Annotated in this window: 13 protein-coding genes; 4 read left to right on the top strand and 9 right to left on the bottom strand. The window is 33.4% G+C overall.

Annotated elements, in window-relative coordinates; translation table 11 throughout:
- The first annotated feature begins 40 nt into the window (after nt 1-40).
- Entirely contained in the window at nt 41-2,989 is a 2,949-nt protein-coding gene (gene lanM, locus I6760_RS00325) for a type 2 lanthipeptide synthetase LanM (RefSeq protein WP_196592550.1), read from the top strand.
- Between the two features lie 54 nt (nt 2,990-3,043).
- Here the strand turns inward: lanM and I6760_RS12980 are convergent, their stop codons facing one another.
- The 9 genes from I6760_RS12980 to I6760_RS00280 all read right to left on the bottom strand — a co-directional run bounded on the left by I6760_RS12980 (nt 3,044) and on the right by I6760_RS00280 (nt 17,388).
- Nucleotides 3,044-3,241: an integrase core domain-containing protein gene (locus I6760_RS12980; RefSeq protein ID WP_407947303.1), complete on the bottom strand. Its 198-nt coding sequence runs from the start codon at nt 3,239-3,241 to the stop codon at nt 3,044-3,046.
- A gap of 219 nt (nt 3,242-3,460) precedes the next feature.
- Entirely contained in the window at nt 3,461-3,664 is a 204-nt protein-coding gene (locus I6760_RS00315) for a hypothetical protein (protein ID WP_196592548.1), read from the bottom strand.
- A gap of 261 nt (nt 3,665-3,925) precedes the next feature.
- On the bottom strand, nt 3,926-4,192 hold the full coding sequence (locus I6760_RS00310; RefSeq protein ID WP_196592547.1) for a transposase: 267 nt from the start codon (nt 4,190-4,192) through the stop codon (nt 3,926-3,928).
- Nucleotides 4,193-4,373: 181 nt separating this feature from the next.
- Nucleotides 4,374-6,956: a TrlF family AAA-like ATPase gene (locus I6760_RS00305; RefSeq protein ID WP_196592546.1), complete on the bottom strand. Its 2,583-nt coding sequence runs from the start codon at nt 6,954-6,956 to the stop codon at nt 4,374-4,376.
- A gap of 88 nt (nt 6,957-7,044) precedes the next feature.
- A complete protein-coding gene (locus tag I6760_RS00300; RefSeq protein WP_196592545.1) occupies nt 7,045-10,089 on the bottom strand; it encodes a type III restriction-modification system endonuclease in 3,045 nt (1,014 codons plus the stop codon).
- Between the two features lie 11 nt (nt 10,090-10,100).
- A complete protein-coding gene (locus I6760_RS00295) occupies nt 10,101-11,963 on the bottom strand; it encodes a site-specific DNA-methyltransferase (RefSeq protein ID WP_196592544.1) in 1,863 nt (620 codons plus the stop codon).
- Between the two features lie 30 nt (nt 11,964-11,993).
- Nucleotides 11,994-12,653, bottom strand: coding sequence for a DUF4391 domain-containing protein (locus tag I6760_RS00290; protein ID WP_196592543.1), 660 nt, complete (start codon nt 12,651-12,653; stop codon nt 11,994-11,996).
- Between the two features lie 13 nt (nt 12,654-12,666).
- Nucleotides 12,667-15,891 carry a helicase-related protein gene (locus tag I6760_RS00285; protein ID WP_196592542.1) on the bottom strand — a complete coding sequence of 1,075 codons (3,225 nt, stop codon included), beginning with the start codon at nt 15,889-15,891 and terminating at the stop codon, nt 12,667-12,669.
- 570 nt (nt 15,892-16,461) lie between these two features.
- On the bottom strand, nt 16,462-17,388 hold the full coding sequence (locus I6760_RS00280; RefSeq protein ID WP_196592541.1) for a site-specific integrase: 927 nt from the start codon (nt 17,386-17,388) through the stop codon (nt 16,462-16,464).
- Between the two features lie 344 nt (nt 17,389-17,732).
- On the opposite strand from I6760_RS00280, the gene I6760_RS00275 reads away from it, so the two are divergent.
- From I6760_RS00275 to I6760_RS00265, 3 genes are read left to right on the top strand one after another with little or no spacing between them, the layout of a single operon-like run.
- Entirely contained in the window at nt 17,733-17,972 is a 240-nt protein-coding gene (locus I6760_RS00275) for a helix-turn-helix domain-containing protein (protein ID WP_196592540.1), read from the top strand.
- Nucleotides 17,950-18,132, top strand: a complete 183-nt coding sequence (locus tag I6760_RS00270; protein ID WP_196592539.1) for a hypothetical protein — start codon at nt 17,950-17,952, stop codon at nt 18,130-18,132. The genes I6760_RS00275 and I6760_RS00270 overlap by 23 nt, the downstream gene beginning before the upstream one ends.
- Nucleotides 18,129-18,683 (top strand): hypothetical protein, encoded by a 555-nt coding sequence (locus I6760_RS00265; RefSeq protein WP_231036010.1) that lies wholly within the window; start codon nt 18,129-18,131, stop codon nt 18,681-18,683. Before I6760_RS00270 ends, I6760_RS00265 begins: the two co-directional genes overlap by 4 nt.
- The last annotated feature ends 68 nt before the right edge of the window (nt 18,684-18,751 follow it).

Raw genomic sequence — 18,751 nt, 5'->3', positions numbered from 1 at the left:
AATAAGATATAATACTTTTATTATGAAATGAGAGTAAAATATGAAAATAAATAATACTAAAAAAAATATAATGAGTAATAGTATTACACTAAATGATAAAAAATTTTTTTTAAAAAATAAGGAAAAAATACCGTTTCAAGAAATTTTATGTTTATTTGTAAATATTGGATTTAATAAATTATTAAAAAAAAATCCTAATATAATAAATTATTTTACTGATAACGCATTCTCCGATATACAATATTTTCTTTTAAAAAGACTTTCTAAAATAGCTTCAGAAACATTATATATAAAATTTTGCATGACAAATACTTATTCAATAAAACATTTTTTAGGAGAAATAACTACAAATGATTATATTAAAATAACTACTACTATTGAATATAATAAATTTATTAACAACATGCTTTATGGCGAATTAAATGCATTTTTTAATGAATATCCTGTACTGGCGGAATATATTTCGCAAACAGTGTCTTATTGGGTTGATTTTATAACTGATTTTTCCACTACTTTTGAAAAAGATTATAATAAGTTATGTCAAAAATTTTTCGATGGGAAAAGTATTGGTAAAATATCTTCATTAAAATTGGAATTATCAGATAATCATAACAATAATAAAACTGTAATATTGGTATCTTTTAGAAATAAACAAAATATTATTTTTAAACCTAGAAATATTTCTATTGAAAAAGAATATTATAAATTATTAGCATTTTTTAATAGTAATAATACTTCATTTCAACACAAAATATTAAAATTTATAGATGGAAAAACATATGGTTGGGTAGAATTTGTAGAACATTTACCCTGTTATAGCATAAACGATGTTACTCATTATTATAAACATGCTGGTTCATTATTATGTATAATATCAATCTTAGGAGGAACAGATTTTCATTATGAAAATGTCATTGCGAATAACAATACTCCAGTGTTAATAGACTTAGAAATGCTTATGAATAATAAAAAAAATAATAATTCAATGACGATTGACGATTTACTAGAACGTAATTGTTCTATTCTTCAAAGTGGATTATTACCTGCATTTTATATTAAAAATAATGGTTCTATATCAAATTTAGGTGGTTTCGGAAATAATTCATCTATTCAAACAACATTTAAAGAACCTATTTGGACAAATGTTAATTTAGACTCAATGACATTAGAATTTAAGTATATTAATGTTTTTTTTCAAAAAAACAATGTATCATTAAATGGAAAACTTATTCATTCATATGATTTTGTAAATGATATTATAGACGGATTTAAAAATACATATATAACATTTATAAAATTAAAAAATGAATTGTTAAAACCTAATAGTATATTATATCTATTTGCTAATCAGTATTTACGTTATATTAATAGACCAACACAAAATTATGTACATTTGATATTAAATATTTTAAAGCCTCCATTTTTTATAAATAAACAACAACAGCAACATAAAATTAAAAGCTTATTTTATATAATATCAATCTTTATGGGACAACAAAATAAAGAAATATTAAAAGATGAATTTTTATCCATTAAAAACTTAGATATACCTTATTTTAAATATAAAGCTAACAAAAAAAATTTAATTTTATCCTCTAATAACGTTATACCAAATTTTTTTAATAAAACATCTTTTGATATTTTAATTCATACAATATCAAACTTATCATATCAAAATATAGAAGAGCAATGTTTTCTTATTAAGAAATCATATAAAATATTAAAAGATTTAAAAACTACTAATCATAATCCATTAGCACTCCCTATAAATGATTCTATTTTAAAGCAATCAACCTATAAAAAAAATATATTAGAAGTAAGAGATAGTCTAATGAGTAAAAAAATAGACTATCAAAAATCAGTAACTTGGAATCAACTTGAATTAATAAACAACTCAACTTATATCACTAAAATAATGGGACTTGGCCTTTATGAAGGAACAGCTGGAATTGCAATATTTCTTGCAGCAACAAAAAAAATATTTTCATCTAAAAATACTAATGATATAGTTTATAAAATTCTAAAACCTATTAATGAATATTTCGGTACTATAAATACGGAAAATTCGCTTAATAATGCGAATTTAGGAATAGCAAATGGTCTTGGTGGTGAAATATATACATTAACATTAACAGACTATTTAATGGAAACAAATTTTTTTTATAAAAACACAATGAATTTAATAAAAAATATTTCTGATAATACTATATTTAATGATACTATATTAGATGTAATAGGTGGATGCGCTGGTTTATTATTAAGTTTACTTGCACTTTATAATAAAAATCCCCATGAACAAATACTTGACTTAGCAATAAAATGTGGAAATCATTTATTAAATAATCGTTATACAGGCAGTAATGGATTAAGAGCCTGGAAAAATAAGCAAATTATATCAGAAAATAATCAACCATTATGTGGTTTTGCTCATGGGGCTTCTGGTATATCTTATGCATTAATAAAATTATTCAAATTAACAAAAATAAAAAAATTTCTTTATGCTGCTGAAGAAGGCATTATTTATGAAAATAGCATCATTTTAAAAAAAACAGCTTGTTGGCCTGATCTAAGAAAATCACAAACTGAAAAGCATAAACTTTATAATGCTTGGTGTAATGGTGCAGCGGGCATATTAATTACTCGTTTAGAAGCCTTAAATTTAATTAATAAAGAACTTATAAATGCTGATATAAATAGAGCAATTAACATTATAATAAATATGCCATCTAAAAATAATAGTTTATGTTGTGGTACTTTAGGAAAAGTGGATGTTTTATTATCTGCATCGAAAAAATTATTACGTCCAGATTTAGCAACAACAGCTTTTACATTATTAGAAAAAGAAAATGCTTTATTTTTTTCTAATAATATTTTTACAAATAAAAATGCTAATTATACTTTTTTTCAGGGAATACCAGGAATTGTATATACGTTATTAAGATTTAAAAATATAAATACTATTCCTTCCGTTATATCATTTAATATCTAAAATACTATAATGGCTCACTTGTCAAGACAAAATTTAAAGAATTTATAATGAACCCTAGGCCGCAGCATAATCTATCAGCATTGCCGGATAGTACAGTATAGCCGGTACTTGATAGTTAATTACCGAGTGATGCCGTTGGAAATTGTAGGTGTGGATATAATTCTTAATGGCTTGGCGAGCCTCCTTGATGTTGTCATACTGTGTCAGATAGGCTTCTTCATACTTGAAGCTTCGGAACCAACGTTCAATCATGATATTGTCAGCCCATCGACTTTTGCCATCCATGTTTTGCCGTACCTTATTTTGCCTGAGAAAATTGGTTTAAACATTGCTAGTAAACTAGCAATGTTTAAAATCAGTGGTTTTGCGACATCGAAGGCCTTTTTGAGCGCGTTGATGACCATCCTTGTATCCCAAGTATATCTATATCCCAGCTAACAATACAGCGGCTATATCAGTCGATGACGGCGGTCAGATAAAGAAAGCGCCATGCTTGATAGGAATATAGGTCACATCAATGTACCATACCTCATTTGGCCGGGTTATTACTGCATTGCGCAGTAAGTATGGGCATACCTTAGCCTGCTGCATACGCTTAGAAAGATTCATCTTCGGATAGATGGCGTCGATGCCCATTTCCATCATGTAGCGATGTGCTTTCCTGCGACATACCAAGTAACCGAGGCTTTTGAGTTGAGATGACATTTGACGCGCACTCCAAGTGGGGTTATCCATATGAATATGGTCTATGATGGCCTTAACATTCAAGATCTTCATCTGAGACTGATGGACCCTTGTAAGAAATGCTGGTACGATTTACTTCCAGTAATTCAGTGCCTTTTTGAGCCGGAAATTCTCTAGTATTCAAAAGGTTTCAGACTAAATTTACTTTCGTAGTTAGGTCCAAGCAGTTCTTCAGATTTTTTTTCAACCAGTTCACCTGCATGGTGGGCTGTCCAATTTTTTTAGCATAAGCTGTTTTTTCTTTGCGCTCGTCTTCAACTTTTCTCTGATATTCTCTTCACGAAAATCATCGAATACAACAGAGACTTTATCAAGAAATTCCTTTTTCCAGTTTCGCAAAAGATTTGGCTGTATACTGTTTTCAGCAGCCAACGCGTTGAGATCCTTGTCTCCTTTTAGCAGTTCTAAAACGAGATCTGACTTGAATTTCGCTGTGAAATTTCTTCTTTTTCTAGACATGAATGGATATTCTTTCGAATGTTATCTACAGTATAGCAGGTTCATTATAAATGTTTTCTGAAAATGTCTTAATTTGTGAGTCCATTATAGACCATACATAAAGACATTCAGCTTTACTTTAGAAAACTTACAGCAACCTGTTTTCCGAATCATTCTCTTAGCAGTTCATAATCATTTTCTACTATTCCCAATTGCCATATATTTCATTTCGCTTTTTAAATGCTTCTACTCCGCCTTCCATAATATTTACAATATCTCTGTGAGTTTCTGCAGAATCTATCGTTCCTTCCATCAGCTCAACAGATTCATCCCCACTATAAATGTATGTCACAACCCTTTCTGCATCACCTAACACTGGGATATTTGCATTATGCGTCGCAAATATAAACTGCATATCTTTCTTTTCTCTTCTAATTGTTTGTATTAATTCCTCATAGATAACTTGATTATCCAAATCATCTTCCGGCTGGTCTACAATTATCACGTCGCTGTCATGTTGCGTCAAAATAAACAATATTAAAGCTGAGGCTCTTTGCCCAAGAGAATGTTTACTAAGTGGTTTTCCATGATATGATATGTTAATGATATCGGGGGTATCACTAGCAATCATATCAATATAATTTTCTTCTATTTTTTGAGCCATTTTTGAATATATATTATCTGTACAATAATCCTTTATTTTATTTCCACAACCCAGATAATAGTCTTCAACAATTTCTGGTAAATCTGAGAACTTAGTACATATTTCATTGTATTTAACATCTGATAATCCCGTTCCTTTAAATTGTGTTGTTAGGTCCTCCTTAAAAGTACTTTTATCTCCCTTGAACTCAATGCTAATAGATAACATATCTTGTTGCTTATTTATTTCGCCTATTGCCTTTTTATATTCAATATAGTTTTTTTCCAAAAATGCATTACGTTGATTAAATGCATTCTGAATAGACCCTTTTAGTTTTTCTTTAGATTTTAACTTTTCTTGAAGTGTAGTTATTTTTTCTTTGTTAGTGGATAATTTTTTTTGATATGAAACATAACTATCAGCGTCTAATTGTTCATCATTGATTTCTCTTTTAATTTCAGCGAATTCATCTTTTAAAGAATCAATTTTTTCTATAAGTTTTTTCTTGGTAAGTATTAGCCCTTCCTGTACCTCCTTCAATATATTAATATCAGTTTTAATCGAATCCAAACAAACATTGGTTTGTCCAATATATTTTTCCACATCCTGAAATATTTCAGCATTATACTGAGAACTATAACCATCTAAAGCAAGAAGATTTCGTTCTTGCTTTAAATATGCGGTGTTGATGGATGATACCATTTCCTTTATCCAGTCAGATATGGCTTCCAGCTTTACAAGATCAGTATTACATGATGTCTGTTTTTTTAGTTTTTCATCAAGACCTTTTTCTTTATATACTTGAAGCTTATGTTCTAACGTTAAATTTTCATTATTTATATCTGAGATCTTGCTCGGAATATCTGTTAATAATCTGAGGTCATTAATATCATCACACAAATTACTTTGGATATTTTTATATTCTTCTGTTATATCTGGTACCTTATCTCCAATTATCTTGTTTAATAAGTCAAATTCGTACCCTTTTCGAGTTAGTGCTAAGTCCTTTTGTCCAAAATACAGCGGATTCTTCAATATTGTTTCAACCGGAATTTTCAACACATCGCCAGAATCGTCATATATCGTACTTTTCTCATTAAATATTCTTTTTAATAAATAAGATTTGCCATGCTTATCAATAATTGTAAGTTCAACCTGTCCCCCCGATCCAAGAACCGCTTTTACTAAGTCATTTTTGTATTTTACATCCGTTGCGGGTTCCTTATTAAGCGCATATCTCAATACTTCTAAAACAGAAGACTTTCCACTTCCTCTTATTCCTATTAGTGTATTAAGCTCAGGTGATGGAGAAAACACTTGATTGGATAATTTACCACCAATGCATTTCATCTTTTTAATATATCCATGACTGATTGGTGAAATATTATCATAAACGCGGTTTCGATAATCTGACAATGCATATTTCACTGCCGAATATGAATTTTCGCCTATTTTTATATATGTTTTTTTATTACATGTTCCAATTTCATTAATTGACTTCGGATCAGATCCTTCTACAAAAGCTATATCATATTTCATCCAATTATGTACCTTAGTAATCAGATCTCTTGTTCGCGCTTTTTGGAAGCCAATCACTCTTCTCTTAAAACAAGGATTTGCTGATAAATCAGTAATTAATGTTCCTTTACACTCCTTCCAGAAACCTTTATTTTGCTCTACATGCGCACATATCATAAAATAATCTTTGTTCTGATCATTAAATTTCTTTATTACATTTAAGAAATCATCTTTTGTACACTTATTTTCATCTCCAGGATTACTAACATCTAAAAACAACGAATCAATAACCCTAGAAATAAAATCCGTTCCATCTTTTAACCATTCATCTGGATTAAAAACAATCAGAACATGTATAGAACTTGCTCCTTCTTTTATTGAAAGTTCTACTCCAGGCAAAATAATGATATCCTTTTTTTTGGCGGCACTTTTGATTGCCTTATATTCATCACACACAAATTTATTATGGTTTGTAATTACTCCAACAGAAATATTTTCCTGACAGAGTTTGTCAACATACTCTGAAACAAAACTACTTTGCTCGCCTTCATACTTGAATTCCTTGTCCTGCACAGTATGCAGGTGACAATCGAATCCAAGTATCATCGAACCATTTTCAAACATTCTATACACCTCACTCTACTATATTTGTATATTAAACTATATAGTAAATCGCCAGATCATTCCAAATACCATAGTTGCATTCATAACATTACCTGATCACTTTATCCAACAGCGTCTTATAGCTATCCACCACGTCATAAACAATATTCTCAGAGCTTATCGCCTTGAAATGCTCTCTGGCACAGTGGTTTTTAGATTCTTCAATCAGTCTAAGCTGCATGGAAGACATCGAACCTTTTGTTTCAGCTACGAAATAAATGTGTTTTACAGTTCCTTCATGGAATGCAATTGCCCAGTCGGGGTTATAATGCCCAATAGGTGTGTTGATATAGAATCCATTAGGCAGTTTGACATAGACAGCTACTTCCTTACTTGAATCCAGATCTGTTGCAAATTTTTTCTCATTTGTAGAATCGTAAACAATATGATCATATAAACTTTTGTTGGCCTTCATTGCATTTATGCCCAGTTTTCCCTTGATAGTTGGTTCTGTAAAAACATCGGTTCCATAATGATCATCCATCGCACGATAGGTAATATGTTCAATAATGGCAGTAGCTTTCTCATCATTGATCAGACGTGATGACTTTAGAATAAACTCTTCTGGATTATCATGGAATTGGTCAAATACTGGTTTCTCAATCCCCTGAAGAATTTTAATTACAGCTCTTCTTGTTAGACCTGTCTCATCAACAAGCTTTCCAATAAGATCATATTTAACACTTGTACTTGCCTTGATTACTGCACCGTAGTGTCCAGATTCCTCCTTGACAAAGGCATCCCCATTCCTTAAAACATCTCTGGATTTGATTTCATCCATCGTTCCGGTTTGAACCTTAAAATATATCTTTGAAACACGAAGATTAGAATTCATAGAAGTAATGGATTTTTTTATTAATTCATCTGTATCAAAGTCAACAACATAAACAGATTTCTCATTTATTTTGTTCCATAATGCCTTAAACTCAGGCATTGCAAGCTTATCAGTATTAACTTGAAGTTCTACATTATTGCTGCGGGCATTTTCAGGCTGCATAGAGTGGCTGTTATATACAGAATCTATAATTTCAATCACAGAAGCAGCTGAATCTTTCACCTCACCCGCAACCTTAATTTCGTTGTTAGCCTTATCCTGATAATACTGATCAGTTAATATGCCTTTCTTGTCAATGTATCTGTTCACTATCATGTCAAAATAGATAGCCTGTGCTGTATCATCATCAACAACCTGTTCATTACCTCTTGCATCTGTAATGACTTTTCCCTTGAAAAGGTCAGCCGTAACAGCTAGTGGTCTGTCAGATACGGTTTCAGCAATCTCAGTCTGTAAACCCTTTGCAAAGCTGTCATAACTCTCGTTTGCGATGACTGTAAGTATGTTAATATTCTGCACATTATTGCCAAGAACAGATGAATCCATACGTTCTCCATCTTGATTGACACAAAGACGTAAGCCACGCCCAACTTCCTGACGCTTACGAACATCACTGCCGCTTTGTTTCAAAGTGCATATCTGGAACACATTTGGGTTATCCCACCCTTCACGAAGAGCAGAGTGAGAAAAAATAAAGCGGACAGGGGAACGCTTTGGATCACAATCCAGAAGAAGTTCTTTGTTCTTCATGATAAGATCATAAGCGTCGATATCATCAGATGTTTTCTCTTTTTTATCCGACACTTTACTGTCTACTGCATGTCCTTTTTTATCTATCGAGAAATACCCGGCATGAGTGTCATGAGCATCGATTGAATTCAAATACTCCATATATTTATCTTCGCCCATGGCAATTTGCATATTTCCAACAACGTCCTTGTATTCTTCTTCAAAAATGTCCGCATAAACACCGTTTACTGCATTTCCATTTGCATCATATTGTTTATACTTTGCAACTTCATCAATGAAGAAAAGGGACAGTACCTTGATTCCTTTATAGAAAAGTTTTCTTTCTCTATCAATATGAGAAAGAATAGTTTCTCTGATTTGTATGCGGCGAATCTGCATTTCATCTATTTTACCTATGACATCACCGGCATATATTTTGATCCCGTTTATGAATTCAATAGAATCATCACGACCATCGATAAATTTAACCACAAACCCTTTCTTGTATTCTTCCATTTCACCGGAATTATCATACAAGTTGTAACCAATCCCTACTGTTCGTGTAACTTTACGAATCCCAGCAGCACCTTTTAAATCAAACTGAATCGTTGCAGTCGGATCAGTTTTTGAAAGATTGATACTTTGTAGATATACATAACTATCAGTTGCCGTCGAACCGGACTCTTCAATGCCCTTAACCGAAATTTTCTTGACCAGTTTTTTATTATAAGCATCCATTGCGTCAAGACGATAAATCAGGTTGTAATATTCCCGTGGGGTAGCAGAGTAACGCAAAGTAAATAAAGCATTGAATTCCTTTAATCGTTCTTTAGTATGCTTGCCCTCTACTGATTGAGGCTCATCAATAATTACAATCGGATTGGTCTTTGCAATGATATCTATAGGTCTTCTGGAGCGGAATTCATCCAACTGCATATAAATTCGCCTTGCATCTTTGCCTCTGGCATTAAACGCCTGAGAATTGATAATCATGACATTTATAGCGCTGTCTGACGCAAAGCGGTCGATTTCCGTAAGCTGTGCAGAATTGTAGATAAAGAACCTGATTTTCTTTCCGTACTCTTCGGCAAAATGGTCTTGCGTAATCTGGAATGATTTATAAACACCCTCACGTATAGCAACACTAGGTACAACGACAATATACTTGCTCCATCCATAATACTTGTTAAGCTCATACATTGTTTTTATGTATGTATATGTCTTACCAACACCTGTTTCCATTTCAACTGTCAGATTATATCGCCCTTTCAGTTCATTGGAAGGTTCAATCTGGTAAGAACGCTGAATCTTGTTGATGTGATCCAGAATAATCTGATCATTGATTTCCGGTATTATGGGCATGTTGTTCCATCCAGTATAATCACGATCTTCAGTAGTACTAGTTTGATATATTCCAGTACCACGATCCATCATATAAGTAGGCTTGCCATAAGGTTGTCCTTTGAACACATCGACAATCACTTGTGCGGCATCTGCCTGAAATTTTTGATGCTTAAATTGTAATTTCATGCAGAACCTCCTTAAATTACTTTTACTGTAGTACGTGGACTAATAAGCTTAAATATTTCACTAACGTTAATTTTAGATGGACTGTTAGCAAAACTGGAATCACGGAAAACAGCTCGCAATGGTTTTCTATTTGCAATTTCTTTTATTACGTCTTCAGAAATATTTATATCAAAACAAGCGATCAGGTCACCATTGTTATATGTGTGAATAGTACAACTCTGCAGCTTTTCCGAGGTATACGGCATGGACAGAGGAAGCCCCCAATCAAGGATGCAGGCAAAAAGCAAATCAATGTCAGTTCTGTCCGGCTTGATATTGGATTCCAACATTGAAAGCATTCCTTGATTATATGCATCTGCCGAATAATAGACATCTGTCATGTTTGATTCATCTAACTTGAAAACACGGAAACCGGAGTCAAATTTTGCCTTCGGATTTTCTTCAGCTATCTTTTTAGCTGCACGGCGAATACGTTCTTTGCCGATTTCACAAATGTCTTTATACCCAGCTTTAAAAGCATCTGTAACTTCCTCACAAACTTCAGGTATTTGTACCATGATAAATTTTCTTTTTCCATCATCAGTAACATTTAAATTTATTACGGCTTCAGCTGTAGTAGCTGTTCCAGAAAAAAAATCTAAAACTGTACAATCTTTACCTAAGTAAGTTAATAATTTTTGAATTAACGCCCTTGGTTTTACAGTATCAAATCCCATAGAAGTTTCCATTAAATCATTAAATTCGTCTTTTCCAGTCTGTGCTGTCCCAACATCATTAGCTAAAAGAAGTGACCAAAATGGTTTATATTGCGTTTTATCTATCTCATCTTCCGGATATACTGCTTTTTTTACAATACCATCTACTATTTCCACTTTTCCTTCAGCTTCAAGTTTTTTAGCTGTTTTATCGCCTATTTGCCAACGTTTCCCATTACGCGGATATTGTCCTAATATTGAAAATTTCATTGTGGGTCTATTATAATCTCCAGAATCTGATTTTTCTATTATTTCAAACCGACATTTTCCATGTTTTCCTTGATGTGGGTAATTTAATTCTCCTTCTATTTTCTCAAGTGTAAATCCACTAAATTTGTTTTTTTGTTTGCCATACATCAATATAGTCTCTGTTTTTTTCTGCAATCCAAATCTTGCTGTTCCTGCATTTATTGGTTGAGTAGTTGCTTCCCAAATAATGTCTCCAAAATAATTTTTTTCTCCAAAAATTTCATCACAAATTTTTCTAATGTTTGAATATTCACGTTCATCTATAGATATGAAAATAATGCCATCATCAGTTAAAAGATTTCTCGCCAATAACAACCTTGAATACATCATACTACACCAACTAGAATGAAACCTAGGATTACTAATACTATTTTCTTTAAATCTTTTATTTCCCTCGTCATCAAAAAGTCCAGAAAGATCATTATATTCAACCTCTGTAACACGATAATTATCCGAATATATGAACTGGTCATTTCCCGTATTATATGGAGGATCTATATAAATTACTTTTATTTTATTAAGATAACTTTCCTGCAAAAGTTTCAGCACCTCAAGGTTATCGCCCTCAATATAGAGATTTTCAGTGGTATCCCAATCCTTACTTTCCTCTAGGCAAGGACGGAGCGTCTTACGGATAGGTTTGTTGGCTTCCACAATGGCAGCTTTTTTACCTACCCATGTAAATTCGTAGGCTTCATCGCCGTCTAACACATCGCCGGAAAGCATCTGCTTGAGCAGCTCGAAGTTGATTGCCTTTTTGGGCTTGCCGTTTTTATCTATGGTTTCTGTTATGCAGTTAGGAAACATTGTCCCGATTTTTTCTATATTCTGAGCTGTCATATCAGCTGACTCCATGCGCATTTTATCCATTTTATGCTCTCCTTCTATCGCCTCATACTATTATGAGTCCATTTCTTCCCATTCAATTTTTAATCGCTTCAATTCCGCATTCCATTGCATTTTTCGATTCAATTGCTTTTCTCTACAGATTTTTCCTTCTAAGCTTTTGATCTGTTTTTCCAGCTTTGCTTTTTTCTGACTGCGTTCCACTGACTTTTTGATTGATTCTCCACTCTCGCATACTTGCAATTGACTACCAGCAATTTGTCGCACGTAGCTGCTATAAATATCATCTAGCCCAAGTCCATCCAGCCGCAAAGACAGTTTTTCTTCAATCGACCATTCGGTATGATAATATTGGTTTTCTTTTAATCCACTAATTCCAGATTCGCTGATTTCCTTATAAGCAATACAAGCTTGGTATTTTCCTTCATACTCCAACAGATACAAGATATGATACGAAATTGCTTTATCAATTTGACGCAAAATATTCTCATCAATCATCATCTGATTCAATCGAACTTCAAAAATCTGCAACTCTTGTACGATTTGCCCGCCTGCTACATTTAGCGTAGCAGGTGCCAGCTTATTTTTCCAAACAATTGTTTTGACTTGTTCAACAAAACTTTTCTTTAAAGCAGATGTTACAGATATATTCTCATAAAATTTTTGTTTAGGGATACGCTTATTGAATTCTGTCGATTTAGGTAATCCAAACATATGTGCAACTCCCTTATTTAATTACGACAAAACAAATTAATTCAAAATCATCCAAACCTGATATTGACGACATCAGCGCTGATGTTCCACCACTACGAAACAAACTGTCAATATCACTTTCTTCTTTGACATCCAAAATAGAATGAATCGCATCGCTCAATAGTTGGGAGACATCACTCATATTTCTTCCATCGGCTGTTTCCTTGTTGAATCGCTCACACAACTCCCTGATCGGTTCCTGCTGTTTACGACACAAAAGCCGCATATCATCCAAAAGTTTTTTAGGCTGCAAATGATCACAAACAATATTCCCATCAGTATCAACATATACCATATAAAAGGGATGAATCTGATTATGATGATCTATATTCACACTATTATTGATGTTTTTCAACACAAAGATAACGCCTTCCGGCAATTCCTCATTAGCAGGAACTACCGCATGAAGACCAAACGGAAGCTTATCCATATCAGCATGTGTCTTTACATATTCCAACAAATCCAGCCGGAATTCATTCAATCCCAAATCCATAATTGATATGCCTGTAGACATATCCTCTATATCAACAACTTCATCTTGTAATCGTTTCAGCTGTTGTTTACGATATTCCAGATCTCCTTTTTCTTCTGCGTTTATAAGATCATCATCACCTGTAGACGTCATAATACTTATCTTCATCCGCGTTTCTACACGGCCTTTCAGATTAATATAATCATCCAATGTCATATCCGGCCAAAAATTTACCAGCTGGATGTATTCATTTTTACTGCCGATACGATCTATACGTCCAAAACGTTGAATAATCCGCACAGGATTCCAATGAATATCATAATTTACCAGATAATCGCAATCCTGTAAATTCTGCCCTTCAGAAATACAATCCGTAGCAATCAGAATCTCTATATCAGCATCACTGTCAGGCATCAACACATCTTTTCCTTTGGAGATAGGTGAAAAGCACGTGAGTACATTATTCAGCGTAGCTTTTAGTCCCTTGATTGTAGTCTTTCCATCTATGCTGCCGGTAATAATAGCGGTATCCATGCCATATTTTTGTTTGATGAATGTACTAACATTGTCATAAAGATACTCTGCTGTATCTGAAAATGCTGAGAAAATCAGTACCTTCTTATTTCCACTGTTAATTGGCCGTTCAATTTTATTTGCTAATAACTTCAACAACGTTTGCAGCTTAGAATCATATTCTGGTGTGATATCTTCTACCATACTGGTCAAAAGCTCCAAAATTTCTGCATCATGCAGCAATCCTTCCCGCCAGCTTTTATAATCCATATCTGCCAAATCAATCTTTATTTTTTTGCCAACGGTAAATAAATCTGTATTCTGATCATCGTCATCCCAATCACGATCCGAAACTTCGTATACATCAAGATCAGACATGCCATTTTTCTCAAAACATGCAATCTCCTCCAGCGTATCTTCTATAAAAGCATGAATACGGCTGAGTGTTAGTTTAAAGGAATATACAGAGCTTTCCAATCGTTTCAACAGATTGACGCTCATCAATCGGCGAATTCCTTCTTCGCGACCGCTTTGCGTAAGTCCTTTACTATGGCTCAAGTCCATATACTTTTCCAACCTGCTTGGGAAAATATAATTTGATGGTGTGTAAACAACCAAGCACAAGGTCATCAACTGCTCATAAATTTCATTGTAGTTGATGGCATTATTTTTATTGCTGATGCTTGGACGCAGAGAAATCGGCTTTAACCGTTCTGGAAATTTTCCAACCTCAACCGTATTATAATATTTTTTGATATGCTTACGTGAACGAGCAATTGTTACACTGTCCAGAAGCTCAAAAAAATCGAAATCTAATTTATGTAGTAAAGCGTCTGTAGTCCGATCTGCCGGTTCCAGTTTATTCCACTCATTAAATGATCTCTGTGCCTGTCGGAAAATATCCTCAATCGGTTTCTTCGTTTTTAAACGTTCATCAAGATTCCCGGCATTGCCTTCATAGGCAATCGCCAGTTGATTTTTCAAATCATTGAATCGATTATTGACAGGTGTAGCCGAAAGCATTAATACTTTTGTTTTAACGCCTGTCCGAATGACCTTATCCATTAACTTCACATATCGGTTCTCCACTGTATTGGCATGCGTACCACTGCCATTGCGGAAATTATGCGATTCATCAATGACAACTAAATCATAATTACCCCAGTTCAAGCGATCCAAATCAAGCCCATTCGAGGTCCCCTGCGTACGTGATAAATCCGTATGAAAGAGTACATCATAATTCAACCGATCTTTCGCAATAGGATTGTTGACATAGTTATCTTTATAGGTATTCCAGTTCTCAGATAATTTTTTGGGACATAAAATAAGTACTGTCTTATTTTTATTCTCATAATATTTTACCACAGCCAATGCTGTAAAAGTTTTACCAAGCCCTACACTATCAGCCAGAATGCAACCATTATACTGTTCTAATTTATTAATGATAGCCAGAACTGCATCTTTTTGAAAATCATATAGCATATTCCAAATCTGACTGTTTTTAAATCCGGTTGCTTCATTAGGCAGATTATCCTCTGATATATCATCTAAAAATGTACTGAATACATTGTAAAGCGCCAGAAAATAAATCAATTCTGGTGCATTTTCATTATAAGCTGAAGATATATTTTCGATGATAGATTCAGTAACATCCTGTAGCTTATCTTTATCATTCCACAATTGGTTGAACAACTCTATATATTGAGTTGAAAAAGGGGCTTCCATGCGATTGATCATATTATAGCTATTATTTCCTCTGTCACAGCCAAGATCAACTGTCGTAAAGCCCATCAAAGGCATATAGGCAGTTTGTGCATCATGACTTTCTACTGTAGCAAAGCCACTCATGTTTTCACCAGATGTATTCGACTTAAAAATCGCTTTTTTTCGAATCCAGGCGGCACATTCTTTGGCAATCGCTTTTTGTGTCAACTCATTTCTAAGTTTTATTTCAAATTCCGTACCATAAAGGCTATGTTCCCGATCTAAACGAGGAATATAAAATTCTCGCTTCGCTTTTTCAGCTTTTTGTTTAATGAATGTCGGTGAAGTAAACAAAAAACGAAATTCATCAATACTATCTAATTGCTTTTTAAGTACATTATATGCATACATAGAGAAACAAGCTGCAGCAACAAATACCTTACTGCCCTTTTTGATTGTTGCCATTAAATCATCACGAGCTATATCATTGATATTATTGATAACCTTCATTGCCATACCCTCCACCTTTATATCCTATTTTTATATCATATCATTTTAGATTATGTATTAAAACCAATTTGCGTTGAATTTTTCAAATTAATCTATATTTATCTATACATTCTCTATAACGCATATTGGTTATGAAACACAGGTCTAATTTTTCACTTTCCAATAGGTCGAAACATAAAAACAAGGAACAGTTATCTTACTGCAAATAACTGTTCCCCACAAAACATCTACCACTATTCTTTTTTTTCATACAATCTTGGCCAATTCTCCGGATGTTCCATTTTATCTTTCTGTAGCCTATCCCATACACTATAGAATAGTTTTTCATTGATATGGTGTTAACATTTTATGTAAACAATTGTTAACGCCATGAGTCGCACCGCTATAGCCTTATATCTTGCCGAAGGCAAGAAGGGGTGTGCCTATTATTATTGTTTTCCGTCTGATGATCATTGATACTGTTTCGTCTTGTGCCCATCGTCACCTTTTTGCCAGTTTGGACAGGCCCAAAACTTTTTCCCGTTCCATTCTTTAAGGTACATTTCTGCCCCACATGTATCACAAATTGGATTATAAGAACCTGTGTCTCAAATCATGTATCCGTATCCGCTTGATTCCAGCTTCTTTTACTCCACGATCCATTTCGTGATGCAAATAGCTCTTCGTTACTTCAAAAAGACGTGTATCAGCTTCGCACTTATATATGGTGGAAATATAGTCATCCATCTCACAACATAGAAAATCCGGGATATCAATCACTCGATTGCTCTTATCTGTTTTAGTCGTCGTAATGCAATCTTGTCCACTAAACCGCTGTACAGACTTATTGATGGTAATCTGCTTTACATCCAGATCAATATCTTTTCTTGTCAAGGCCAGCATCTCTCCAAGCCGCATACCACACCAATATAAGATTTCAAACGCATAATATGAAATCGGCTTTGATTTCATAGCTTCAGAAAACTTGAGATATTCACACTTTGTCCAAAAAAGCATTTCATTGGCCTTGCCTTTTCCCATTTTTTCAACTTTAGCACATGGATTTTCTTTCATGTTGTAATAACGACATGCATGATTGAATATAGCACTAAGCTGATTATTGATTGTTCGAAGATATGTTGCCGAATAACCTTTCCCTTCTAAATCTCGTTTACTCAACAGCTCATTTTGCCATTTAATAATATTCATTGGCGCTATATCATCAATATTAAGATTTTTGAAATATGGCAATATTCGCGATTTTATTATGGCTTCTTTTGTCAGGTACGTGTTATATTTTATTCTTGGTTTTAAATTATTTAGATAGACATTTACAAAACTGCTAAAATCCATGTTAATGTCATTACTTTTGTCAGATAAAAACTCTCGTTCATAATCTAACGCTTCATGCTTTGTCCGAAAACCACGCTTTCGCTTTTCTTTGATGTTTCCCTGCCAATCACGATATCGTATATACATCATCCATGTACCACGCTTCTCATCTTTTGTAGCACTCATACAAATACCATTCTCCTTCGCAATAACTACCGTTTAAGGCAAACTTCTTCATAATATACACGATTGATTTTTCCACTTAAGGTCAAAAGTTTTGGATTGTCTGACAGCATCTGCATTGATAACTGCTTGATTATTGCATAAGCCTTTGATTTACTGCATCCCCAATCCTTATTTGAACTTCCATTATTTTTCCTCCTTTCCGCATCTATATAAGTACAAATTTGTACTTATATAGATGGTGTAACATGTGTTTTTTATTCTTACAAGTACTTTTTTGTACTTATATTATTTTTTTGATTAATGTTCACAAACATGTTACAATTCAGATTAAGGAGAGATTAAACATGACAATTGGCGACAAGATACGACATATACGTGCATTTCGAGGCTATACGCAGTCTCAACTTGGCAAAATGGTAGGTCTTTCCGGCGATCGAATAAGACAGTATGAAAACGACGTCCGCAAACCCAAGCCAGAGCTTTTACAAAAAATTGTGAAAGCTCTAAATGTAGATGAATCTGTACTTTCAGAAATAAATATAACTACTTTCGATGATGTTTATGCATATTTTTTTCCTGCTTGAAGATGAATTGGGACTGGAAATAAACAAAATCAACAATCAATATTCGCTAACATTTAACGACAATCCACCAAGCAAAGATATTCTGTATGCTTTAGATTCCTGGTATACAGCCAAGCAAAATTCTCTGTGCAAAAAAATGATGATAATGAAACTGCTATGAAAAAGTATAATACATACAGAGATTGGCGATATCGATACCCACTAGATAAGCGTGCACATGACAAATTTATTTCTGACAATTTTGCCAATATGTACAAGCCATATCTGAACCAGCCTACAGAAGTGAATATATGCACATTTAAAGATATTGCAATTGTACTGGAAAACCTGTTGCGCAATGATATTCATATAGAATTCGGTTATATCCCAGAAAGACAATCTAGACATGTAGCAACCATAATCTCATTTGATTATTCTCAGCTTATAGCGTTATCTGACGCTCAAAAGCCAGCATTTATAGATTTTTTAATTATGCTGAAACAATTAATCTACAAAGGCGTAGAATTCACAGAAAACACATACACCTATTCGGGACATTCTCTGATAGACTTTAATATTTACAGCGCATCACTTTATAGTTTAGTTAAAAATGGTTTAATGGAATTACAAAAACGATTCGCCAATAACACCTACGAAAATGACAAATTTTTTAAATCGAACTATGAAGAAATGTTAACCATGTATGATTTACCTATTGAACAACTGCAGTAAAAACGCAAAAACCACAGGAAAAAATTCCTGTGGTTTTTGCGTTTATGCGACCAAATTGCGACCACGGC

The organism is Pectinatus sottacetonis (assembly GCF_015732155.1).
Taxonomy (GTDB): Bacteria; Bacillota; Negativicutes; order Selenomonadales; family Selenomonadaceae; genus Pectinatus; species Pectinatus sottacetonis.
This window is presented reverse-complemented; position numbering and strand designations above follow the sequence as displayed.